Below are 24,296 nucleotides of genomic sequence, written 5' to 3'. Positions count from 1 at the left end.
ATGCTAAAATGAAGGACGCTTGTAGTACATATAATATGCATTCGGTTTATTTCGTCTACTACTATATTTTGGCTATAACCCTTTGTTGAAGTAGTTACTATTTTAAGTGATACTAGGATTAAATAAACCTTATTGTTACAAACGGCTTGCCTCCGAATCGTTCCAATTATAATAAACAAAATTTAATTTTTGTCCATTCATTGCAAACTCTTCAGAACTTGTGCCAGTGTATATAAATCCATTTTTTTCTAATACTTTTTGTGAAGCTATATTGTTTGTTGTTGTTTTCGCAGCAATTTGTCGAATGCCTTTATTGCTCGCGATTGTTAATAATAACTTTAACGCTTTATTAGCAATGCCCTTGCTGCTATGTTCATCGCCAACTCGATAACCGATATGACCTAACTGTTGTTTTTTATCTATGTCGGTTAAATTGATGCGCCCAACGATTTGTCCAAGTTCATTTTTGATTAAATAGAAATAAGATCGTTCTTGCTCTTGTTCATGTATTAGCATAAGGTTTTGCTTTTGAAAATTATTAAATTCATAATAATCATCACCACGACTTGGTACCATTTTTTCGAAATAAGCCCGATTAGTAAGCTCGAATGTATATAAACTTTCCATATCAACGTATGTCAATTGGCTTAATGTAATATTCATAGAGTCTCCTTTTTGGAAAGATGTATCCAACATTTTTATTCCATTATACGTAATTTAAGGACATAATGCTTTAACAAACTCTATCAAGTATGCTTGTTCAAAGTACTCAATGTAGAGTTCTTTTTATTTGGATGCCAATCGTACATAGTGTATTAAGATTTTTACCCTTTTTGTTATTTTTTATTTTATTTAAGGTGTCTACTTGACAGGGTTCGACAGTATATTGCATACTGAAATTATATAAATAACAATAATTTGGAGGGGTAATTATGCCACAAGATTTAAACAAGGAATTGAATAAACTCGTAGCAACATGGTCGGTACTGTATACAAAACTACATAACTATCATTGGTATGTAACCGGGAATGCCTTTTTTACACTCCATGCAAAATTTGAAGAATTATACAATGAGGTTACATTAAATTTTGATGATACGGCTGAACGTATTCTATCCAAAGGTGGCGAGCCTGTCGCTACTTTAAAAGAATACCTTGAGTTATCCTATGTAGAAGAAGCAACGGGAAAAGAGACAGCAGAGGAAATGGTCGCAACTACTATTTCTGACTTTGAAAAGCAAATGCAAGCTATCAATAATACGATGCAGCTTGCTGCAGAAGAAGGCGATGACCGTACAGAAGATTTGCTGAATGCGATGTATCAATCCCTTGAAAAACATACTTGGATGTTAAAAGCCTTTCTTGATAAAAAAGGCGCTTAAAATACAGAGCACTTGGAGTTTAGTTAAAGCTCCAAGTGTTTTTTTAATTTTGGGAGGACAGGCAATATGACAAACAGGCAACAGAATAATAATTGAGATGACAATTATTACAGTTGTATAAAGGATGCACAAAAAGGGTTTTTTCTTAAAGTGTCGGGGTACATACATAGTAAGCCTTACAAATTAGGAGGAATTGAACATGATGAATGAACAAAACCCAAAAATTGAAGTTGCACATACGAGAGAAGAGATGTTTCACATTTTAAAATGTATGCGCATGGAAGGTTACCACACGGATGAAATCCATATTATTGCAAGAGAAGCTAGCGATTTGGAAGATGTCAAATGGAACGCTGATGTGAAAACCCACGAAGCTGGTAATTGGTTTGACCAAATTAAATCATGGTTTACAGGAGAAACAGCGGTCACAGAAGGATTAAAACGTTTTGATTTGACAGAGGGTCAGACAGCATATTACGCACAACTTGTGGAAGAAGGGGCCATTGTATTATATGCCGAACATGATGACAACATCGATCCAACATCGGCTACACTTGGCGTCGAATCACAACGTGCACAACCGGATGCGCTGGATACACGTGTCACGCCACCTGAATCGATTGTGGATGAGACACCAGCTCAACGTGAGGAACGCTTAAAGGCTGAAGAGCGTATGAATGATGCGGAACAAATAAGAAGATATTTGTAGTTAACGATAAATGATTATTGTCGCGAAAAGCGCTCACCGAGTGGGCAGAGCAGCAGATAATAGAAAAGAGTGGGATTGATTATGGTCAATCTCACTCTTTTCGTATTGATTAATGCATCACTTTTTCCTGTTCATGTTTTCTTATAAAGCGTAAAAGGTGAAGATGTTCCAGTTGGGCAACAAGATTGCCGATTAAAATAAAGCTACCACCAATCAGTAATTTAACCGTAAGCCCCTCACCGATAAACATCATGGCAAACATCGCGGCAAAAATAGGCTCCAATGAAAAGATAAGCCCTGTATGTGTAGCAGATGTATACTGTTGTGCAACAGTTTGGCCAACAAAGCAAAATGCGCTACAAATAATACCAAGCCCTAAAATGGCAATCCATGAAGTGGTAGAATTTGGAAGTGTCGGTGTTTCAAAAAGTAGCGTTAAAACAAGTGCATACAATCCAGCGAAGCCGAGTTGATAGATACCGTATGAAATCGACTCTACGCTACGAGTAAATCGACCGTTTAACAGCAGATAAATTGAATAGCTTAACGCAGCAATAGCGACTAAAATATCGCCTGTTTGGAAAGTAAATGAATGTTGTACAGTTAATACAGTAATACCAATCATTGTGCTAACAATCGCAAAACTAACAGCTTTTGAAGGCAATTTTTTGTCGATAAAGCTACTGAATATAGGCACTAGCACAACTGTCAGACTTAAAATAAATCCTGCGTTGGAAACGGAAGTAGTCTCCAGTCCGAATAAGCTAAGTGCAAACACAATGAATAAAAGCAAACCTTGAATAGCTGCGTATTTTAATGTTTTGAAATCGACTTTGATCATGCGTTTATAAAAGAGTATGCCTGCTGCAAAAAATGCGATAATACAACGCAACGCTACCACATTATAAACAGCCAATGTTTCAAGCCCCATAACCATAAACGTATAAGACAATCCCCAAAACATTGTTACAATTACCATTAGTAAATTTGCTTTTCCTTGATTACTCATTATGCCACCTTCAATCTGTGTACTAAAACAGTTTTATACTAAAATTTACTATATATCTTGTATTGTGATTAGTAAAACGAATGTTTATAATGATTAATATTAAAAAAATTCATGTATAAGAGGGAAAGTGAATGAGTTTAGTCAAATACGAGATTTTGAATAAAGTTGCTGAAGTATCGAGTTTTACAAAAGCAGCTGATGCGCTTGGATTAACCCAATCGGCAGTTAGTCATGCTGTTTCAAGCTTAGAGAAAGAATGTGGATTTGCACTAATCCATCGAAGTCGAACAGGTGTAACATTAACGAGCGAAGGACAAACGATGCTGCGTGCGATGCGTCAAGTTCTCGATGCAAATGAATTATTACAGCAAGAAGCGGCCCATATTCTTGGTGTGACCCGTGGTAAATTGCGAATAGGTGTTATTTCTAGTATTTCATCCAATTGGATGCCCGAAATTATTCGTATTATGGACAATCAGTTTCCAGGCATACAAGTAGAATTGCGCGAAGGCGATTATTATGAAATCGAACAGTGGTTACAAAGCGGTGTAGTGGATGCTGGGTTTTTAAATGGTCAAAAATCGGAACAATTCCAATTTATCCAGTTAGTACAAGACCCTCTTTTATGTATCGTTTCCAATCAAAGTTCTCTCTATAACCGAGCAGAAATTGATATTGCTGAATTAGAGGATATGCCTTTTATAATGACGTCATATCGGGGCACCAATGATGTAAAAGTTCTTTTAGAGCAGTATCATGTGAAACCAAACATCCGCTTTGAGCTGTCAGAGGAAGTAGGAATTATTTCAATGATTTCGCATCATTTAGGAATTAGTATTTTACCTCGCTTAGTTATTAATCGATTGCCGTCTTCATTAAAGGCCATCCCGTTAAAACAAGGTGGTTATCGAACAATTGGGCTGGCAATGAAATACCAAGCCTCACCAGTGACAAAAAAATTTGCGGAAATTTTAAGTGCATGGCTGAAAGAACAAAATAAGAAATAGGTTATTTTAACTTTTTACGTTAAAATAGAACATGAAGAAAGCTTAGTATTTCATGATAGTTTGAAAAGAAAAGGTGAGTGTGAGTGGGGACATTACAAGGAAAAACCGTACTCATTACAAGTGGGGGAACACTTGAAAAATGGGATCGTGTGCGCGGGCATACGAATTTATCGAAGGGGACGATGGGCTGCTATTTGGCTGAAGCAGCATTAGAAGCTGGGGCAGATGTTATCTATATGCATGGCTATTTTGCACAACTTCCAGTTAACCAAGATAAAATGCGTACTGTACGCTTTGAGGGGATTGAAGATTTAGGTGACAAGGTTCGCCATGCGGTACAGGAAGGACAAGTAGATATCGTGATCATGGCAGCGGCCGGCTCTGATTGGGTAATTGATAAAGTTTACGATCAATCGGGCAATCTCATGGAAGGTGCGGGTAAAATGCCGTCAGACGAGCCTCCTATTATTCACTTTAAAAAAGCACCGAAAGTGTTAGGACAAATAAAGGGCTGGCAACCGAATGTCACGTTAGTAGGCTTTAAGCTAGAGGCAACAGAGGATGAACAGTTCTTACTATCGCGTGCACGTCTTCGTATGGAAACGGCGAACGCACAATGCATGGTTGCTAATAGCTCGCAATCGCTGTACGGTGGTCAAGAGCCTCATTGGATTGTACCTGCACAAGGTGATCCCATCAAAGTAATTGGCAAACAAGAAACGGCAAAAGTATTGATGAATTACTTACAAAATGTATAACAACAAACTGTGTAGAAGATGATATTCTGCACAGTTTTTTTGTTGTCATACATCATTCCGTTCCAAAATATGAATAAAGTAAAGGTGATTTACCACTTGCCACTACCACTATCGATGAAATAAGTTATTAAAAATATGGAATTGTAAGGGAAAAATGAAACTTTTTCCTTAATTACAAAGTATTCAGCTAGGTTTTATAATGTTTATATTGACAATAGGTTTTCTGAATTATAGAATTATTTCCAAGAAACGTAGTACTGAAGCTAGGAGAGTAAAATGCAAATTCAGTACTATCTTTAGAGATAAGAGAACTAGTCATTTTGATGCTTGAATGTCTTTTATACAAAAAGTGAAAAAAGAAGGGGTGTATCGTATGTCTCAACTGTCTAAGATTGATGATAAGAAATTAGAAGTGATTGCGAAGGCCATTCAAAATTTGGAATTTGGTGAAGTGCAAATTACCATTCAAGATGGTGTGATTGTACAAATTAATCGACTTGAAAAGCAAAGATTTCCACAGAAAAAGTAAAGTTTTAATAGAATGCGGAAGACTCAACAAAAGACTACCTTAAAAGCGCCCTTTGACGCCACATAGGTAGTCTTACACTAAAAATCGATAAACGAAAAAACGCACTAAATGTTTCTTTATTTGACATCTGCTAGTTTACTGTCTGTTAATGCTTCGAACAAAGTGCTAGAATCCTTTTCGTTCAAATGAACATATTGCTGTTCACCTTGTACGACCTCTAGTGTGTTTTTGTTTGGAGCAATCCAAACGGCATAAGTGATGGCTTTTGCGTTGGTATTGGAATTAACAAATTGAAATATAAACTCATAGTCTGGCAATCTTGCCATATCGACTTTTCGTTTCTCCCAGTCAGCATGATGTAGTATTTGTTTAACCGCTTTTACCTCTTTGGAATGGGTAATTTCCTTGAAATCCTCATAAGCTCCGTCTTCTGCCATTTTTTGAACTTCAATTTTTTGTTTTTCTAAGCTTGTACAACCTGCAATAATGAAAACGAATAATAAAGGGACAAGTATATTTCTATAATCGGGCATGATAATCGTTTCACTCCTTTTACACTCGTAATATTGCGATGAGCAGCGATTTTAAAACGTTAAAAAAGGTATCTCAAAGGGGAAATTTGAAATACCTACTTAAACCAGATTATTGGTAAAAGGTCGTTGGAATTTGTCCAAGATGTCTACGGTGATAGAGCAAAGGTTCCTTCTGTCTATTATCAATTTGTAAAACTTGCCCAATAAAAATCGTATGGTCACCTGCATCAATTTTATTATATGTTTCGCATTGTAGCGTAGCTAACGTATCATGCAAAATAGGTAAACCATGTGCAGAAGTAGACCAATGAACTTGCGCAAATCTGTCAGCGATTTTACTTGAAAATACCGTACATAAATGTGTTTGCTCATGCGCTAAAATATTGACCGCAAATTTTTCTGTAGTACTAAAAAATGGATGTAGTTGTGATTTTTTGTCCAATGACCATAGAATGAGAAGCGGATCTATGGAAACCGATGCAAAGGAATTGACCGTTAAGCCAATCGGTTCATTTAGATTATTGCAAGCTGTAACAACTGTGACACCTGTTGGATAATTCCCTAATGCCTGTTTAAATGCAGTTACTTTGTCCGTCATACACATCACCTCTTGTTATGTTATGGAGAAATCCGTTTGTTTGTTCTTGTAGCATTTTCTTCGTTCTATTATGGATAAGCCTACAAAATAATCTAGCAACTGTAAAGCGTGATTCAATCAATTATTTTAAAACAATTCATTGAAAGGATTTTTTAATTTCTGATGGGGTATCTGGGCTTCTACGTTATTCTATCTTTAGTCATTTGTTTCAGTAGCAGTTATTGCTAGATGGAGATATTAAAGGGACAGATTAAATGAATGTGAGGTAAATATATAATGGAGATCGTAACAATTAACGAATTTATTGTAAAAAGAACTATAAACGATTTGGAAGATGCGGTAAATAATCCTGATAAGTACACGATAAGCATAAATGATAACTGGGATGAATTTGTTTCTTTTATCAATAATAATCGGAGTAAATATATAGAAGACGGCCTTCTTACACTTGATGGGGGGGTATCTATTAAAAAATATAATAAAGAGATTTTAGGTGTTCGATATTGGGATTATCTTCCGGAGCTATGGGCATATATTTTAAATGGTATTGAAGAATACTTAGAAGAAGGAATTGGGAAATGTTATTTTCCCGATCAACCAGTTAGAATTCAATTAAAGCAATTAAAAAATAAAAAAATACAATTTTTATTTGATAACGACAATCATGTGTTAGAATTTGAACAAAAAATGTTATTAGGAATCTTTTTGAATCGTGCTGAAGTCTTTTTTAATGTTCTTGTAAAAGAACTTGATTTGACTGGATACAGCTACCAAATTGAAAAAATTCAAAAATTAAAAACCCGTATATAAATCAATTTAAAAGCATTGGATTATGACAAGAGAGAAAAGTAGTTAAGATTAAAAATAAAGTATTGATATTAATATAATTTATAAAGTAGAACCGATAAAAATCGGTTCTACAGTCTTTTTTCATTTCAAATAAGAATAGACCGTGGAATGCAACGCCGTAGCAAACAGCAATGACCATGTAAAAAGTGTTAGATTGATTGCGCCCAATCTAACACTTTTTTGGTTATTAGTCGCCTTTTTTAGTTTACAACAAGTGGTGTTTCATTGTCCTCATTGTCTTCGTTATGTTTGTTATCACCTGGAATAATTCGGTTTTCAGTGTCTTTATCGAAGAAGTGGACTTTGTTCATATCGAGTGCTAGTGGGATAACTTGACCAGGTTTAACATTGGCATGTGAATCCACACGTGCAATAAATTGCTGCCCTTCGACCTGTGAATAGAGCATGATTTCAGCCCCCATTAATTCCGCCACTTCAATCGTTACCTCGATTCTAGACCCTGGCGATGATTCAATAAACGCCTGTTCATCGTGGAAATCTTCTGGACGTATGCCCATTATAATTTCTTTATGGTTGTAGCCTTGCGCTAGTAAGTATTTCATTCTTTCTTGTGGAATAGCAATAGAAGTACTGCCAATGTTGAGTTTGCCATCGGTAAGCGTACCCGTAAAGAAGTTCATGGCAGGGGAGCCGATAAAACCGCCAACAAAAACATTTTTAGGTTGCTCATAAACTTCTTTTGGTGCTCCTACTTGCTGAATAATACCATCTTTCATAACAACGAGGCGCGTTGCCATCGTCATAGCTTCCGTTTGGTCATGGGTAACATAGATCGTTGTTGTTTGTAGGCGTTGATGAAGTTTAGTAATTTCTGCACGCATTTGAACGCGTAGCTTGGCATCTAAGTTCGATAAAGGCTCATCCATTAAAAATACTTTCGCATCCCGAACAATGGCACGTCCCAATGCCACACGTTGCCGTTGACCGCCCGAAAGTGCTTTCGGTTTACGATTTAAATATTCCTCAAGACCTAGAATGCGTGCGGCTTCGTTGACACGACGGTTAATTTCATCTTTCGGTAATTTGCGCAGTTTTAATCCAAATGCCATATTTTCATATACGCTCATATGTGGGTAAAGGGCGTAGTTTTGGAATACCATGGCGATATCACGATCTTTTGGTGCAACATCATTCATGCGTTTTCCATCAATGATTAAATCTCCCTGAGAAATTTCTTCGAGACCCGCGACCATACGTAATGTGGTAGATTTACCACAACCTGAAGGACCTACGAAAACAATGAATTCCTTATCTTCAATGTCCAAATTAAAATCTTTTACAGCCGTGACGTTTTTATCATAGATTTTATAAATATGTTGTAATTTTAGTTCTGCCATTTGGTTCATCTCCCTTGTAATGGTTTTTTAGAGTATAAGAGAAAATTATGCAAAATGTATATGTATACATTACACAAAATATCATTGGGCACATTGAACAACTAATAATAATTTTCTGATTTTAGCAACAACATAGCGAGTGAAACAAATGCGGCATTGGCAAAGGATCGAATATCGATTCCTGTATTTTCTATAAACTTGTCCAATCGATACTGTAGGCTATTGCGATGAATATAAAGTTTTTTTGCAGTCAAAGATGCGTTTAAATTACATTGTAAAAAGACTTGAATTGTATCAAGCATCTCCTGTCCTTGCATACTTTCAACAAACAAATTCGAGAGTATGTTTTTGTTGACGAATGATGGAGCATTAATGAGTAATAAAGGCAATGCTTCGTGAAATGTGAGTGATTTTTCACGATCAGCGAATCGATGGATTGCTTTGAAACATTGGTATTCATAGCTAAACTTTTCTTTTACGAATAAATCAGCTTGATGCAGTTGACCGATATAACTATAGATTTTAACAAAAAAATCACTCGTTAATGTGTCACTTAGTTGGCTAAATGCCTCTTTATCAAAAACGACTTGAGGCTTTTCCTCTACGATAATGCCATGTGTATCGTCCATCATTAAAATTACCGGTTGCTGAAATCCTCCTGTAATGGCCTCTTTAAAATTATGTAAATCATCAATTGGTTGTTTGAGATAGAAATAGCAAAAACGCAAAGTCTTTACATCTTGTAAAAAGGGTAGCTCTTTTCCATCGTTGTTTAAAAAATCATACCATTTTTGTTGAACGCTAGAGTTATTTTGTCCACTCATCGTATTGTCTATGGGATGAAATAAAGTCAGTAAAAGATTACGTTCGGCATCTGAAAGGGCTGTTTTGACGATGCCGAATTTACAATTATCCTCTGTTATAAACCAATATTTACTGTTGTCTTGTGCATTATAGGTAGTTGTAAAGGCAGTCTGAAAATAATTTTCTAATTTCTTAAGCATTGGTTTCTCCTTTTTAGACTGATTGTAAACAATCGTATCTTCATCTGTAAAACAATTTAAATACTTCTAGACATCAAGTGGGCTAGTCTGAAGCCTTTTATATCGGTCCTTTTAAATAGATTTCGGTCATGTCTATAAGGAGTAGTTTTTTATTATTGTTTACGAAGGTGGAATTTTTCTCCGTAAATTAAAAAAATAAAGAAAATTATTTACAACTTTTTTGACTTGTTATAATATTACTTGTAAGCGTTAACAGTAATGTTTGGCGTTTAAAAAACGCAAGAGGTTAATGCCATGCTTTATCATTTCGAAAATAGGGCATTAAACCATGCTATTTTCGTGGTGTTTTGTCAACGGACAATGATATAAAAACTTTTTAGGTGGTGTTCAAAGGTGAATTTAGAAAAATATAAAGGAATCATTCCTGCTTTTTATGCTTGTTATGATGAGCTAGGAGAAATATCTGAAAGTAGAACGAAAGAATTGTGTAACTATTTATACAAAAAAGGTGTTAAAGGGCTTTACGTTGGTGGAAGTTCAGGAGAATGTATTTATCACAGCTTAGAAGAAAGAAAAGCGACCCTAAAATATGTGGCACACCAACTAAAAGGGAAGCTTACATTAATCGCACATGTGGGGGCACCATCAACAAGGGATAGTGTAATTTTAGCAAAATATGCAGAAGAATTAGGCTATGATGCTGTCTCGGCCATTCCACCTATTTACTTTAAATTTTCAGAAAGTTCGGTTTATAAGTATTGGACGGAAATTATGGATGCATCGACAATGCCATTTATTATTTACAATATCCCACAAACGACAGGTTTTGACCTTTCACTCAATCTCTTTAAAAAACTAATAGAAAATGAAAAAGTGATAGGGGTAAAAAATTCTTCTATGCCTGTTATGGATATTGAAAGATTTAAGGCTACTGCCGGTGACAATTTTATCGTCTTTAATGGGCCTGATGAGCAATACGTTTCAGGCAGAATAATCGGTGCCGATAGCGGAATTGGTGGAACATATGCCGTGATGCCTGAGCTATTTTTAATGGCAGAAAAATTTGTGTCAGCAGGGGATTTCGCGAATGCTAGAAAAATTCAACATGATATTAATGATATTATCGTTGCTTTATGTTCGTTAAATGGTTCTCTATATTCCACGATTAAAGAAATTTTAAAACAAAACGGGGTTCATATAGGCAGTGTCAGAGCTCCATTAGAGCCGGTATCGGGTGACGATTTAAATAAAATCGCTAGTATTAAAGCGTTAATCGACAACGCCATCCAAAAGTATAAAGGGTAGTCCACTTGAAAAGGTCAACCGTTAGTAATAAAGGTTGTCGATAATTACAAGTGTAATTTCACATAGGGGAGGACACAAGCTAATAAAAAGCTTGTCTTTCATATAGGCAATTTTATTTTAATGACATTCATAAGGGGGAGTCGTTTATGTTTCAAAGGCGTTATTTCGCAACTGCAATAGCAATCTTGTTTGTACTTTCAGTGCTAGCAGGATGTACAAGTAATTCTACTGATAGTTCAAAATCTAGCTCTAGTTCATCTGATGTGGTAGAGCTAAAAGTATGGTTAACTCCGCAATGGAAAGGGGTTTTAGATGCTTCTGAAAATGGAGCAGATTATGATAGCTTCTTCAAACATGCAGGGGAGCGTTTCGCTGCTGAGTATAAGGAGCATAACGTTAAGGTGAATGTAGAGGTAATTGCAGGGGAGCAACGAGATGAGCTATTAAATGTCAATCTGAATGGTGGAACACCTCCAGATGTGTTCTTTGAAAGTGTATTTGCCATGGGAGACTACGCGCATAGAGGAGCATTAGTACCATTAAATGATATTGTGGATGAGCAATCAAAAAAAGATATTGCTCAAGGTTATTGGGACAGTGTGACATTTGGTGAAGATGTGTACTTCTTCCCGTTCTCGCATAACCCAGGTACTTTAGCTTACAATGCGGACATGTTTAAAGCTGCAGGACTAGACGAGTACATTGGTGGAGAGTATGAAATTAAAACTTGGACACTAGCTGACTATGAAAACATATTAAACAAGTTAAAGTCCGATATACCGAAAGATCAATATTCCAATGCGTACCCTATGGGATTATATGCGTTAAATAATCAAGGTGATACTTGGAATCTTGCTTATTTAAGAATGTTTGGCAATCCATTTTTTGATAACAACGGCAATTTAATCATTGATGATGCTAACGGTGTGAAAGCAGCCAATTGGTTAAAGAAAATTTACGATGATGGCTTAACAAATCCAGGGGTAGAATCCGTTTCTTCAAATGACGTGAATGCGATGTTCCAAAATCAACAGCTTGCAATTAGTTTTACTAACGCAATATTATTCAATAACGCAAAGGCTGATATGGAAAGTGCAAAAGCGCCTAAGTTTGATATAAGACTAGCAAACATTCCTTCTGAAAGTGGCGATCCATTATCGTTCACGTATGTAACGGGTGCAACTGTATTTGACACAAAAGATGAAACGAGAATAAAAGTTAGTAAAGATTTTGTGAAATTTATTTCCACAGATGCTGAACTTGTCAAGGCTTCTAAAAATGGTGTACCTGTTAGAACATCAGTTGCCAACGAGTTCAAATCTGAAAAGCCTTATTTCGAGGCGTATTCTGCTAACGACCCTTACATGTTTAACTTCACAGGTAACGTACCGGGCTACAGCCAATTAAGACAAGTTTTATATCCAGAACTACAAGCACTATACACGGGTGGAAAAACGGCGGAGCAGGTTGTGAAAGATTATGAAACAAAAGGCAATGAGGTAATTGAAGAATCAAAAGCAGATTCTGTAATTTATAAAAAATAGCATGGCGTGTATATAACTTTACAACAATTTAAGCCCCTAGATGCTGGGGCTTAAATTGTAGAAAGGTAAATGATAGCGATGAAAATCAATAAAAAATCGTTTAAAGAAAATATGACAGGTTACTTGTTTATCGCACCTCAAATTTTACTTTTTCTTATATTTTTAGTTTACCCTATTATAGAAGGAATCCGTTTAAGTTTATTTAAAATAAATTATCAAGATGAAGTGTTTGTTGGTTTTGCTAACTATAAAAAATTATTTAGTGATCCTGTATTCGTTCAGTCTACAATCAACACCGTTATTTTTGTAGTATGTATTGTCGCGCTGACGGTGTTTTTTGCCCTGTTTGTTGCCTCTACTGTATTTGATAAAAATGCGAAATATGTGTCTTTTATACAAGGTGCATATTATATTCCGGTAATGGTCTCGGCGGTTGTTATGAGTATGATATGGAGCTTTTTGCTAAACCCTGCAAATGGACTTATTCCTTTTATAGCAAGAAAAATGGAACTAGCCTCCGTCAACTTTTTAGGGGATACGAATTGGGTATTACCAGTCATTATTTTCGTTACATTTGCGACAAATGTGGGGCAGGCCATTATCCTTTATATTGCCTCTATGATTGGGGTGCAAAAGGAACTTTTTGAAGCGGCTGAAGTCGATGGTGCAAGTCGCATGAAAATCATATTCAAAATCATTATTCCAATGGTTAAACCGACGACGATTTACATTATTATTATGAATATTATCGCAGTACTTAAAATATTTGTCGTTATTCAGTTATTAACAGGTGGAGGGCCAAACAACGCCTCTACGACACTCATGTATTACTTATACAATAATGCATTTAAGTATAATCAGCTTGGTATTGCTTCTGCAGTAGGTGTAATTATGTTCCTCATTACATTAGTGTTATCTACGCCACAGCTAAGAACAATGCTCAAGAAGAATTAGAGGTGAACGAGTATGCGAAGAAAGAACAACAAGAGGAAAAGAGAAAAAATAGAAATCATAACAAATTGCATTGTACTATTTTTTGCCGGTTTAAGTCTTTTCCCGCTCTATTGGCTTGTGACAAGTTCCTTTAAGAACAGTGCGGATGTAGTAAAAATGCCACCAGATTGGTTTCCAAAAAGCTTAAACTTTAGTAACTATGTAGATGTATTTAACAATCAGCCAGCTTTTATATGGACTTATAATAGTTTGTTTGTAGCTTTAATGTCCACATTTGCTTTAATTGTTGTTAGTTCACTTGCGGCCTATGCCTTTTCCCAATTGAAATTTAAAGGGAAAAACATCATTTTCATTATTTTTATTTCAAGTTTAATGATACCTAAAGAGGTTATGATTGTTCCGCTATTTAGAATTATTCAAGATATGAATATGGTCAATACATTAAGTGGTATGATTTGGCCTAATGTCGCAACAGCCTTCGGGGTATTTTTACTAAAAGGATTTTTTGATACCATTCCAGATTCATTAAGAGAAGCGGCCAAAATCGATGGCGCAAGCGAATTCCGTATATTTTTTAAGATTATGTTGCCATTAGTTAAACCGGGTATAGGTGCTTTATTTATTCTTAACTTTGTGCAAGTTTGGAACGACTATTTATGGCAACTTGTTGTTGGGCAAGACGTTCATTCCAAAACATTAATGGTAGGAATCGCAACCTTAATGCAAGATTTAAATCCTAACTTTGCTTATAAGATGGCTGGTGCTACTGTAGCAGCAATTCCGATGTTACTGATATTTATTTTCTTCCAGAAGTACTTTACAAAAGGAATAACGATTGGAGCAGATAAGTAAATGTTTATCCATGGAGATGTATGCAAATGAATAAAAAACAAAAAGTATTTGACGGTATTAAAAGACAACTGATTGTTTCATGTCAGGCACTTCCAGAAGAACCTCTTCACAGCCCTTTTATTATGGGGAAAATGGCTTATGCGGCGATGCTTGGGGGAGCTAAGGGCATTCGGGCAAATAGTATTGAAGATATTAGAGAAATTAAGCGTATGGTAGAACTGCCGATTATTGGTATTATAAAAAAGACGTGTGAAGGGTCCGACGTAGTGATAACACCTACTGCTCATGAGATTGAATTGCTTTATCAGGAGGGGGTAGATATCATTGCGCTAGATGCAACGAAAAGGATACGACCTGATGGCACCACGATTAGCGAATGTTTCCCTAAAATTAGGGAAACATTTAAAGACCAAATTTTTATGGCTGATTGCTCCACGTATGAAGAAGCAAAAGTGGCCTATGAACTTGGGTTTGATTGCTTAGGTACAACATTAAGTGGTTATACGGAATATACAAATGATAAAAAATTGCCGGATACAGCGTTAATTAAAAGATTAGTCCAAAGTTTTCCGATTCCTGTTATTGCGGAAGGTGGTATTTGGACTCCAGACGAATTGAAACGCGTTTTTGATTTAGGTGTTCATACAGCAGTGATCGGTACAGCAATCACTAGACCGATGGAAATTACGAAAAGATTCGTTCAGGCTATACAATAGTGAAGATTGCTAGACGAAGAAGAATAGTGTTTTAAAGGATGATGCAAGTGAAAATATTAGCCGCTGATATTGGTGGAACATCGATAAAAGTAGGGATCGCAGATTATAATGGACGCTTAGAAGTATTTAAAGAATATGATACGGAAAGTAACAAAGGCGGAAAGTATTTAGTTGAAAAACTAATTAAGATAATCCATGAGTTTCAAGGCTTTCAAGCAATAGGCATTAGTACGGCAGGTCAGGTTAATAGTGCAGATGGTTCTATTATTTATGCTAATGATAATATTCCAAACTATACGGGAACTAAATTAAAGGAAATTCTCGAGAGGCATTTTAAAGTGCCTGTTAAAGTTGAAAATGATGTCAATGCAGCTGCCCTAGGGGAAAAGCATTTTGGTGCAGCACAGAACTATCATGATTTTATTTGTTTAACTTATGGTACAGGTATTGGTGGTGCCATTATCATAGACTCTAAAATTTATAAAGGGCATAATGGCTTAGCAGCAGAATTTGGGCACGTGATTACGCATCCTTTCGGTAATAAGTGTAACTGTGGTAAGCAAGGATGTTATGAAACGTACGCTTCGACAACGGCTTTAATAAAAAAAGCACAGCAAATAAACGCTGACTTTATAAATGGTAGAGTCATTTTCGAAAGAATGCATCAGGGAGAAAAAAGCTTAGAAAAGGTTTTTCAAGATTGGATAGTAGAAGTAGCATTAGGGTTAACTTCCTTCATTCACATTTTTAATCCTCAAGCGATTATAATAGGTGGTGGTGTTATGGAGCAAGATCATCTTGTTGAGATTATAGCACATCAAGTGAAAGCGTTAACGATGGAGAGTTTCACAGATGTTAAAATTATGCAAGCCTCACTTGGAAATAAAGCCGGCGTTTTAGGTGCTGTGTCACTTCATTTACGAGGCGATTAATAGAAGGAGTATTAAAATGGCAAAACAAGATATATTTTCACTTATTCATTCGAGATACAATTCTTTTACTAACACGGAAAAAAAGGTAGCTGATTATATTCTCGAAAATATTAAAGATGTTATTTACATGTCGATTACCGATTTGGCTGATGCGTGTCATGTAGGAGAATCAAGTGTATTTCGATTTTGTAAAACGATGGATTTAAAAGGCTATCAGGAGTTTAAAATTATGTTAGCTCATAGCATTTCTCTCGATAATGAAACCCCGCAACTATCTAGTGCCATTACGATGCAAGATACAATTGCGGAACTATCGTCGAAGGTTTTATCTTCAAACGTTCAAGCGCTAACGGAAACCTTTAATTTACTATCGGAACAGGATATTGCACTAGCTGTTGAGTGCATGATTAATGCCCAAAGAATTCACTTCTTTGGCGTCGGCTCGTCCTTAATGACAGCAATGGAGGCCAAAAACAAGTTTATGAGAATTACGAATAAAACCGAGTGTTCGCTCGATTCACATCTGCAAATTATGTCTGCTGCTTTAATGACAAAGCAAGACGTAGCTGTGCTTATATCTTATTCGGGTTCAACGAAGGATACAATTGAAGTAGCAAAAGTAGCAAAAGAACGAGGGGCAAAAATTATTTCAATCACGAGATTTGCCAAGTCTCCTTTAACAAGTTTTTCTGATATTACATTGCTTTGCGGCGCGAATGAAGGGCCACTTCAAGGGGGCAGTTTATCTGCAAAAATATCACAGCTCTATCTTTTAGATTTACTCTATTTAGAATACTTTAAGAAAACAAATAAGGACTCCGTTCATAACAAAGAACTGACTGCACAAGCGGTTATAGAGAAGATGTTATAAAGGCAGACAAAATATTCGGACAAGTAAATTGATTGGTGGGGAGAGTGAGGTTGATGGAACAATCAATTGTTTTAACGAATGCCAAAATATATGCAGAAAATGGCATTATTGATGATGGATTTATAAAGATGACGGGTATGAACATTCAAGCTATAGGATGGATGCACAATTATAGAACGGATGAGCAAGCGGTTATCATTGATTTACAGGGACATAACGTAATACCTGGCCTCATTGATATTCATATTCACGGTACGTCTGGTGCTGATGTAATGGATGGAGAAATTGCATCGCTGGAAACAATTGTCGGAGCATTGCCCCAGGAAGGGACAACGAGTTTTTTAGCGACGACAATGACACAATCGGACGACCATATTTCACAGGCGTTAAAAAACGCAGCAAATTTTATAAAAAATCATCAACAACCAGGTCAGGCAGAGGTGCTAGGGGTTCATTTAGAAGGGCCATTTGTGAACCCTAGCATGGCAGGGGCTCAACCAGTGGATTTTATCGTGCTGCCAGAAATCTCGCTATTTGAAAAATGGCAAAAGCTAGCTGAAGGAACCATTAAACTAGTTACGTTGGCTCCTGAGCAAAAAGGGGGCTTGGAACTAATCCAGTATTTGAAACAACATGGTGTTGTCATCTCAATCGGCCATTCGAATGCGACATTTGCGCAAGTCCAAAAGGCAATGGCTGCGGGGGCTACGCAAGTAACGCATTTATTTAATCAAATGAAAGGATTGCATCACCGAGAGCCGGGCGTCGCGGGGGCTGCTTTGTTGCTGGAAGAATTATATGCTGAGTTAATTGTAGATGGCATTCATGTATGTCCTGAAATGATTCAGTTAGCATATCAAAGTAAAAAAAGTGAGAAGCTCATTTTAATTACAGATTCCATGCGTGCAAAATGTTTACAAAATGGCAATTATGATTTAGGCGGTCAGTTGGTCTTCGTGAAAGATGGTACGGCTGAATTACAAAATGGCACATTAGCGGGCAGTGTGTTAAAACTTGATGATGCAATGAAAAACATGCTGCATTACTGTGATGACTGTACACTGGAAGATGTTATTAACATGACGTCAAGAAATCCTGCAAAGCAGTTAAATATTAGTCATCGAAAAGGAAGTATTGCAGTAGGGAAGGATGCAGATATAGTAGTTTTAGACGATCATTACGAGGTACTAATGACTTTTTGTAGAGGTGTCCTATCTTATCAAAAAGAACTATCAATGGATGACTAGCATTGGTTTATTTAAGGAGTTTTGTTGTCGAAGAAGCTGATTGTTTTCTTAAATACTAGTAAGTATCGTTTCAACATAGATTTTGTTACGATGTCCGTCGTTTAATATAAACGCTATTTTCACCTCTTTTCTTATCGTTTTCCTTCAAAAGAATAATCTTTTTCACACTTAAATATTCGGAATATTTAGAATTTTTATAGGGCTATTTAGAAATAAAAGCAATCCCCCAAAGGAGGTGATTTGCGCACTATTTTTTATATCCATAATAAGAAATTTATATTTCCAAATAAAGAGGAGGCGAACGTATGAAAAAATTTTTGGTAGTAGCTATGGCATCAATGTTGGTTTTAGGTGTTGGTATGGCAAATAAAAAAGTAGAAGCTTCTAGGGACGGAGAATCAGTGGACAGAATAACATGGGAATATGCAGGAGAACTTAAGGCACAAAAAGGATTTGACAAGAATATTGGAACAGCTGGCGTCTTAGCTGGCTCTTATAAAGATTATTTAATCGTAGGAGGAGGTGCTAATTTCCCTTATGATACAGTTTTAAATGGAGGGGCAAAGAAACATTACTCCGATGTCTATGTCTATAAAAAAGATAACAACAAGTTAACGCTGGTAGAGCATACGAACCTTAATCATGAGATTGGTTATGGAGCGTCTATCACGACAGAAAAGGGAATCTATTATATTGGTGGCAGTCCTGACAAAGAATATGCAGATGATATCACATTATTGACGGTTGACCAAAATCAAAAATTGAAAGTAGAGAAAATAGGGGATTTGCCATTTACATTTAGTGATGGGATAGCGGCTGAAAAGAATGGTAAATTGTATATTGGACTTGGTAAGCAAAATGCAAAAGAAAGTAATAAATTATATGAATATGATTTAAAAACATTGAAAATAAAAGAGCTAGCTTCGATACCAGGGGAAAGTGTTCGAAACCAAAGTGTGGCCCAAATATTAAATGGAAACCTTTATGTATTTAGTGGTGGCGGATCTGTTGCCTATACAGATGGTTACCAATATAATATTGAAAAAAATCAATGGTCCAAAGCCTCCTCTGTAAAACTGGATGACAAAGAGCTATCTTTACTTGGCGCTAATTCAGTCAAATTAAATAACAATGAAATGATGGTCATTGGCGGTTTCAATAAAGAAGTTTATGATGATGCAGTAAAAAATTTAGGGACATTAAAAGATGATGAACTTTTGGCATTTAGAACAAAATACTTTACTGCAGACCCTTATGAATTTAAGTGGAATAAAGATGTACTCATCTATAATGCGCAAGAAGATACTTGGCGTTCTGTAGGAAAAGTCCCATTTGATGCACCTTGTGGTGAGGGCTTAGTGTTAATGGATGGCAACATTTATTCTATAAATGGAGAAATTAAACCAGGGGTAAGAACAAACGCAATTTATGCGGGTACACTATTGTTCGATTAAGAACAAACGGTTGCGTGTTGCTCATACTTTGAGGGAATGATTGTGTGAATCATTCCCTTTTTTGGACGGTAACAATGTCTTCAATAATTTCGCCTTCAACAAATGAGGGGATATCTAAGCCAAGTACATGATAAATCGTTGGTGCAATATCTAAATTAGATGTGGTGTTTATTTCTTTCCCTTTTACAATAGCTGTCCCAGTAGCGATAAAAATAGGTTGTAACATCTTTCTAGCAGCATCTCCTCCATGTGTCCCTAATTCAATCGGTGGTGCACTATTTTTTTCCATGTCGCTGCCCATCACATAGCCAGGAGCGCCAATTAATAGAACATCACCTGCGTTTTGATGTTCTAAAAGGGTACTATTGTCGTCTGTATTTTTTATGACCTTTTCATAGGGATGAATTTTTGGTTTCAAAAGATGGTGCCAAAGATCTTTGATATGATGTTGGACAGTAGGGAATGAAAAGCTCTCTACTTTAATGGCAGTTTTCATTTTTTGCACATCATATTGAATAAGTGCTTCCTTATTATCCGAGACTTTTACCTCTTTAAAAGCTTGCATGATTTGGCTACGGACATGTTTATATTGTTCACGTGGTACAACTCCCTTCTTTTCACGGTTTCTCAAATTAATATAGACATGTGCCGCGGAGCCACTAGGAATGGCGTAAGCTTTTGATTGCGCATAGTTTATGTTGTTTTTTTCATCTACAGTTAATAACCCAGCATCTTTTAATACTTTATTAGGGAAAAGAGTAGTATGGGCTGGTTCCATTCCATGATCCGAGACGACAAATAATGCATCATTCTTTTTCAAGGAATTTAATGTTTCACCAACTACTTGATCCGCTAAACGATATGACCATTCGATATAGCCCATATATTTTTCGGACTTTTTAACTGAAAAGTCTGGTTGCCGTGGATCGATTAATAAATACTTATGCTGTTCATGATCTATATGGGGCGTATAAAACATAAGTAAATCAGGGTTGTATTGCTGTTTTATATAAAGAGCAACTTTTGTAACCCACATAACAGATCGGGCGCTGATTTCTTCATATTCCTTTCTCGTAATCCATCCTTTTTCTAGGGCACTGTCGTCATCTTGGACAGGATAAAAACCAAATTGTTGCTCAATCTCATCGGAAAATCCTTTAGGACCACTAATTAAGCTAGAAGTTACGGCCGTTCTATAAAACTTTACAGGATGGCTAAGGTCTTGCATCTCGGCTTTTACTTTAAAGTAAAAACCTGCGGACAGAGAGTCTTTTAACTGGAAGGAAAGAGCTCCCCATTCCTTTGCTGTTACCATCACGTCTTCCGCATCGACCTTTTTATCTGCAGATACTATAAAGGTGTCATAGTTTTGTATTTGATCGTTAGACGAGTCAATCGCTAAAATATGGAGAAGGCGATTTTTTTCATTTTTCATGTCAATAGACAATTCGGTTTCCTTAATAGGGCTGTAGCTTGTAGGGGCATCAATCCATGCGGAAGCTAGTTGAAAGGTTAATGACTCCAAAGTGCTTGGAGACCATGTTTCACCAAAATAAATAGCAAAATCACCTTGTTTTTCTTCTTTAGGATTTGCTCCAGGAAAAGCGATAGTAGCGGTTGTTTTGCCTTGTTTCCTAGCTTCTACCCACACGGGCGGTACTTCGCTTTCTGCTTGGAAACCACTTTCTTCATTATCGATAGCTGTATTTGGTTCGTGAAAATGATTGCTTACGATGCCCGTCTGTTTCGGTGTCGCCCCTGTGGCAATGGCTGCGTGTGAAGGGGCAGTAAGAGAAGGGGTAATGGTAGAAGAATTTTTTGCAGTAACCCCGTTTGCTAACATTTGTTTGATATGAGGTAATTTATTTTCTTGTATATATTTTTTAGTATAGTCATTTTTCATGCCATCAAATGAGATAAGGACAATCTTTCGTTCCGTTTCATCATTTTCCTTTGCTTTACCATCCTGCATGATGGTAAAAAAACATAAATTTAGAGCGATGATGCTTGCATATAAAGTTTTTTTCATGTTTCTTATCCTTTCTTAGACTAACTAACAATTGAAACAGCACCTAAACGCTTATCCTTTAGCTATGTATTCATTCACGAAGCGCCTTTATCCAAACAATACCCGTTGTCTCCTATTTCAAACGTTTGACTTAATAGAATGTCCAATGTCGATAAACAAGAAAAAGGAGGTGCAAGATTCATGCTTGCACCTCCTTTTTCTTACTTTCTAGCAATTTCTGCAACTTCAGTACCTACATGTACGGGTGGAAGACGGTCTTTCCATGGAACCGCTTCCTCTAATTGTTTCCCAAGCTGAAGCAGTGTTAGCTCATCTGCGAAGCGCCCTGTAAATTGGAGTCCGATTGGTAAGCCTGACGCACTCATCGCAAGTGGCAATGATATCGATGGTTGACCTGTTGCATTAAACAAGTTTGTGAACGGTGCGTATGTGAAAATTTGTTCTGTCCATTCAATTGCTGAAATAGTTGGATTATTGGCATTTAGCTCCCCGATTTTGGCTGGTAAAGTGGCGATTGTTGGACTTAATAGCACATCATAATCCGTAAAGAATGTTCCAACTTGGCGTGACACAAGGGCATTGGTATGGATGGCTTCTAATAGTGCACTAGCCTTTAACTCTTTGCCATATTCATAACACTGCCAAATGGCTGCTTCAATATGATCGCGTGAAGGTGTTTTCCCAGTTAATGCGGCAGCACCTTCAATCATTTTATAAATATTCGCTGTCCAAATATTGACCGTTGCACTGGAAAAGGTTGCTTGGTCATAAACTGGTCGTGCTTCAACTACTTCATGCCCTAACTGTTCTAATAATTTTACCGTCTTATGAACGGCCTCAATACATTCCATATCGACGGATACACCAGAATTAGTTGCTGTAGTCCAGGCGATTTTTAGTGGTCTTCCCTTTTGTAGTATCGCTTTACTATAGGGCATTTCTGGGCTTTGTATAACCGAGTAGCAACCTAAGTCTGGCCCTGCTACTTGATCCAGTAAAGTAGCGGTATCACGAATGGTTTTAGTAAGGGCAAATTCAATGGCTAGTCCATTTAATGCTTCGCTATTGTAAGGGCCCATCGGTACGCGGCCACGTGAGGGCTTTAAACCGATGACACCACTGCATGATGCGGGAATACGAAGTGATCCACCACCATCATTACCATGTGCGATAGGGACAATGCCGCTAGCAACAGCAGCAGATGCTCCACCACTTGAACCTCCTGGGCTATGGTCTAGATTCCATGGGTTACGAGTAGGGCCGTAAACCACAGCTTCTGTTGCAGCATTATAACCGAATTCCGGTGTTGTCGTTGTACCACTTAATACAAAACCTGCGTTTTTAAAACGTTTCATTAATTCACTGTCAACGGACATCACCGCCTTTTCTGCCATACGACTGCCCATACTATGTGGCACATCCTCCGCATGAATGACAAGTTCTTTAATTAAAAAGGGGACACCTGCAAATGGTTGTTGTTCATGTAAAGTTGACATTGCTTTTTCAGCCTGTTCCTCTAATACGCTAACAACGGCATTAATCGAAGCGTTCACTTTGTCAATTCCTTGTAGCGCTAATGTTGTAAGTTCTTGCGGTGTCACCTGCTTTGTTTTTACTAACTCTGCTAATCCAAGCCCATCATAGGAAGCATATTCTTGTAAATTCATCTGATCACCTCATTATTAGTTTGACTTACAAGTTTATTTTAAAATGATAAATGAAAAAGTAACATTACCCAAAAGGATAAAATTGCTTTAAAGAGAATATATGTGTTTAAAAGAGAGGATAGAGGTGATTATAATATTTTTCGAAATAAAAGAGGTGAACTATTTACTAGAAGCAATGTTTAGAATTTCAAATATTAATTTGCAACAAACAAGTGAAGATTTTAAATTGAATGTTTTGCAAGTATTAAGTGAATGTTGTCACTACGAGCATGCTATATTCTGGGAAGTGATAGATGACGAGTTAACTAATCAACCAGTGTGTTTTAATGTAGAAGCGTATACAGTGGAAAATTATTTAAATGTATATAAATTTTATGATCCTTTACATCCGATGAATATGCAAAACCAGCCTGATATTCAATTAATGCAACAAAACGAAGTGATATCAAGAAAGAATAAGCGTTATTATATAGAAACCTTTTTACAATACCATGATTTTATAGATGAAATGGTGATGTATTTGACTATACAACATAAGCCATCCGCGGCAATTGGCTTTTTGCGCAAAAAGGGGGAAAAGCCCTTTACCGAACAGGATCGACAAAAGCTATTAGTTGTGAAGCGCTTGATTGAAAATAGTTATTTATTACATCAATACGTTCAGCCAGCACAATCATTGCAAATTACCCAACGTGAAAAGGAACTGTTACGCTATTTATGTAAAGGGTTTAAAAATGCAGAAATTGCTAGTATTTTATATGTCAGTGAAAATACGGTGAAGAAGCATCTGCAAAATTTATATCGGAAATTTCAAGTCACTTCCCGAACGCAGCTCGTGTTAAAATATGCTGACAACTTTCGTATATAAAATGATGTACAAAACGTAATCCTTACGTTAAACAAATATTAACTACTCGCCTTATCCATCCCATAAAAAATGACCAATAGCAGTGTTGTATGTTAAGAAAGAACACTGGCATTGGTCATTT

General features: G+C 36.6%; 24 protein-coding genes. 16 read left to right on the top strand and 8 right to left on the bottom strand.

Going from position 1 to position 24,296, the window contains the following annotated elements; genetic code table 11:
- Positions 1–135: 135 nt before the first annotated feature.
- Positions 136–663 carry a GNAT family N-acetyltransferase gene (locus FC748_RS08840; protein WP_108030513.1) on the bottom strand — a complete coding sequence of 176 codons (528 nt, stop codon included), beginning with the start codon at positions 661–663 and terminating at the stop codon, positions 136–138.
- A 269-nt stretch (positions 664–932) separates the two neighbouring features.
- Between FC748_RS08840 and FC748_RS08835 the strand changes: the two genes are divergently transcribed.
- Positions 933–1,382, top strand: a complete 450-nt coding sequence (locus FC748_RS08835; RefSeq protein WP_024363454.1) for a Dps family protein — start codon at positions 933–935, stop codon at positions 1,380–1,382.
- A 199-nt stretch (positions 1,383–1,581) separates the two neighbouring features.
- Positions 1,582–2,091, top strand: coding sequence for a general stress protein (locus FC748_RS08830; RefSeq protein ID WP_108030514.1), 510 nt, complete (start codon positions 1,582–1,584; stop codon positions 2,089–2,091).
- Between the two features lie 109 nt (positions 2,092–2,200).
- On the opposite strand, the gene FC748_RS08825 is transcribed toward FC748_RS08830, so the two are convergent.
- Entirely contained in the window at positions 2,201–3,100 is a 900-nt protein-coding gene (locus FC748_RS08825) for a DMT family transporter (RefSeq protein ID WP_024363456.1), read from the bottom strand.
- A 131-nt stretch (positions 3,101–3,231) separates the two neighbouring features.
- Here FC748_RS08825 and FC748_RS08820 point away from each other — a divergent pair, with 131 nt between their 5' ends.
- The 3 genes from FC748_RS08820 (at position 3,232) to FC748_RS08810 (ending at position 5,394) form a co-directional block, all read left to right on the top strand.
- Positions 3,232–4,107, top strand: coding sequence for a LysR family transcriptional regulator (locus FC748_RS08820; protein ID WP_025219213.1), 876 nt, complete (start codon positions 3,232–3,234; stop codon positions 4,105–4,107).
- 83 nt (positions 4,108–4,190) lie between these two features.
- Entirely contained in the window at positions 4,191–4,865 is a 675-nt protein-coding gene (locus FC748_RS08815) for a phosphopantothenoylcysteine decarboxylase domain-containing protein (RefSeq protein ID WP_024363458.1), read from the top strand.
- A 373-nt stretch (positions 4,866–5,238) separates the two neighbouring features.
- Complete coding sequence (locus FC748_RS08810) at positions 5,239–5,394, top strand: YezD family protein (RefSeq protein WP_080653350.1); 156 nt, start codon at positions 5,239–5,241, stop codon at positions 5,392–5,394.
- A 116-nt stretch (positions 5,395–5,510) separates the two neighbouring features.
- Here the strand turns inward: FC748_RS08810 and FC748_RS08805 are convergent, their stop codons facing one another.
- Positions 5,511–5,927, bottom strand: a complete 417-nt coding sequence (locus FC748_RS08805; protein WP_024363459.1) for a YhfM domain-containing protein — start codon at positions 5,925–5,927, stop codon at positions 5,511–5,513.
- A gap of 109 nt (positions 5,928–6,036) precedes the next feature.
- A complete protein-coding gene (locus FC748_RS08800; protein ID WP_108030515.1) occupies positions 6,037–6,525 on the bottom strand; it encodes a flavin reductase family protein in 489 nt (162 codons plus the stop codon).
- A gap of 276 nt (positions 6,526–6,801) precedes the next feature.
- Between FC748_RS08800 and FC748_RS08795 the strand changes: the two genes are divergently transcribed.
- Entirely contained in the window at positions 6,802–7,335 is a 534-nt protein-coding gene (locus FC748_RS08795; RefSeq protein WP_108030516.1) for a hypothetical protein, read from the top strand.
- Positions 7,336–7,574: 239 nt separating this feature from the next.
- Here FC748_RS08795 and FC748_RS08790 read toward each other — a convergent pair whose 3' ends face one another.
- Entirely contained in the window at positions 7,575–8,732 is a 1,158-nt protein-coding gene (locus tag FC748_RS08790) for an oligosaccharide ABC transporter ATP-binding protein MsmX (protein WP_108030517.1), read from the bottom strand.
- A 101-nt stretch (positions 8,733–8,833) separates the two neighbouring features.
- On the bottom strand, positions 8,834–9,736 hold the full coding sequence (locus tag FC748_RS08785) for a PucR family transcriptional regulator (protein WP_108030518.1): 903 nt from the start codon (positions 9,734–9,736) through the stop codon (positions 8,834–8,836).
- Positions 9,737–10,129: 393 nt separating this feature from the next.
- Between FC748_RS08785 and FC748_RS08780 the strand changes: the two genes are divergently transcribed.
- The 9 genes from FC748_RS08780 (at position 10,130) to FC748_RS08740 (ending at position 19,611) form a co-directional block, all read left to right on the top strand.
- Positions 10,130–11,041: a dihydrodipicolinate synthase family protein gene (locus tag FC748_RS08780; RefSeq protein WP_108030519.1), complete on the top strand. Its 912-nt coding sequence runs from the start codon at positions 10,130–10,132 to the stop codon at positions 11,039–11,041.
- A 146-nt stretch (positions 11,042–11,187) separates the two neighbouring features.
- Positions 11,188–12,585: an ABC transporter substrate-binding protein gene (locus FC748_RS08775; RefSeq protein ID WP_108030520.1), complete on the top strand. Its 1,398-nt coding sequence runs from the start codon at positions 11,188–11,190 to the stop codon at positions 12,583–12,585.
- A gap of 69 nt (positions 12,586–12,654) precedes the next feature.
- Positions 12,655–13,539 carry a carbohydrate ABC transporter permease gene (locus FC748_RS08770; RefSeq protein WP_233433800.1) on the top strand — a complete coding sequence of 295 codons (885 nt, stop codon included), beginning with the start codon at positions 12,655–12,657 and terminating at the stop codon, positions 13,537–13,539.
- 12 nt (positions 13,540–13,551) lie between these two features.
- A complete protein-coding gene (locus FC748_RS08765; RefSeq protein WP_108030521.1) occupies positions 13,552–14,391 on the top strand; it encodes a carbohydrate ABC transporter permease in 840 nt (279 codons plus the stop codon).
- Between the two features lie 26 nt (positions 14,392–14,417).
- On the top strand, positions 14,418–15,107 hold the full coding sequence (locus FC748_RS08760; protein WP_108030522.1) for an N-acetylmannosamine-6-phosphate 2-epimerase: 690 nt from the start codon (positions 14,418–14,420) through the stop codon (positions 15,105–15,107).
- A gap of 41 nt (positions 15,108–15,148) precedes the next feature.
- Positions 15,149–16,039, top strand: coding sequence for an ROK family protein (locus FC748_RS08755; RefSeq protein ID WP_307723615.1), 891 nt, complete (start codon positions 15,149–15,151; stop codon positions 16,037–16,039).
- A 16-nt stretch (positions 16,040–16,055) separates the two neighbouring features.
- Complete coding sequence (locus FC748_RS08750) at positions 16,056–16,910, top strand: MurR/RpiR family transcriptional regulator (RefSeq protein ID WP_025219222.1); 855 nt, start codon at positions 16,056–16,058, stop codon at positions 16,908–16,910.
- A gap of 53 nt (positions 16,911–16,963) precedes the next feature.
- Positions 16,964–18,157, top strand: a complete 1,194-nt coding sequence (gene nagA / locus FC748_RS08745; protein ID WP_108030523.1) for an N-acetylglucosamine-6-phosphate deacetylase — start codon at positions 16,964–16,966, stop codon at positions 18,155–18,157.
- A 305-nt stretch (positions 18,158–18,462) separates the two neighbouring features.
- The gene (locus FC748_RS08740; protein WP_108030524.1) at positions 18,463–19,611 is read left to right on the top strand and encodes a cyclically-permuted mutarotase family protein; all 1,149 of its coding nucleotides are present in this window, start codon (positions 18,463–18,465) and stop codon (positions 19,609–19,611) included.
- A 49-nt stretch (positions 19,612–19,660) separates the two neighbouring features.
- Here the strand turns inward: FC748_RS08740 and FC748_RS08735 are convergent, their stop codons facing one another.
- A complete protein-coding gene (locus FC748_RS08735) occupies positions 19,661–21,640 on the bottom strand; it encodes an alkaline phosphatase family protein (protein WP_108030525.1) in 1,980 nt (659 codons plus the stop codon).
- A 200-nt stretch (positions 21,641–21,840) separates the two neighbouring features.
- Positions 21,841–23,307 (bottom strand): amidase, encoded by a 1,467-nt coding sequence (locus FC748_RS08730; RefSeq protein ID WP_108030526.1) that lies wholly within the window; start codon positions 23,305–23,307, stop codon positions 21,841–21,843.
- A gap of 124 nt (positions 23,308–23,431) precedes the next feature.
- Here FC748_RS08730 and FC748_RS08725 point away from each other — a divergent pair, with 124 nt between their 5' ends.
- Positions 23,432–24,175, top strand: a complete 744-nt coding sequence (locus FC748_RS08725; RefSeq protein ID WP_238600188.1) for a response regulator transcription factor — start codon at positions 23,432–23,434, stop codon at positions 24,173–24,175.
- Positions 24,176–24,296: the final 121 nt, after the last annotated feature.

It is taken from the genome of Lysinibacillus sphaericus (genome assembly GCF_005217585.1).
GTDB lineage: Bacteria > Bacillota > Bacilli > Bacillales_A > Planococcaceae > Lysinibacillus > Lysinibacillus sphaericus.
This window is presented reverse-complemented; position numbering and strand designations above follow the sequence as displayed.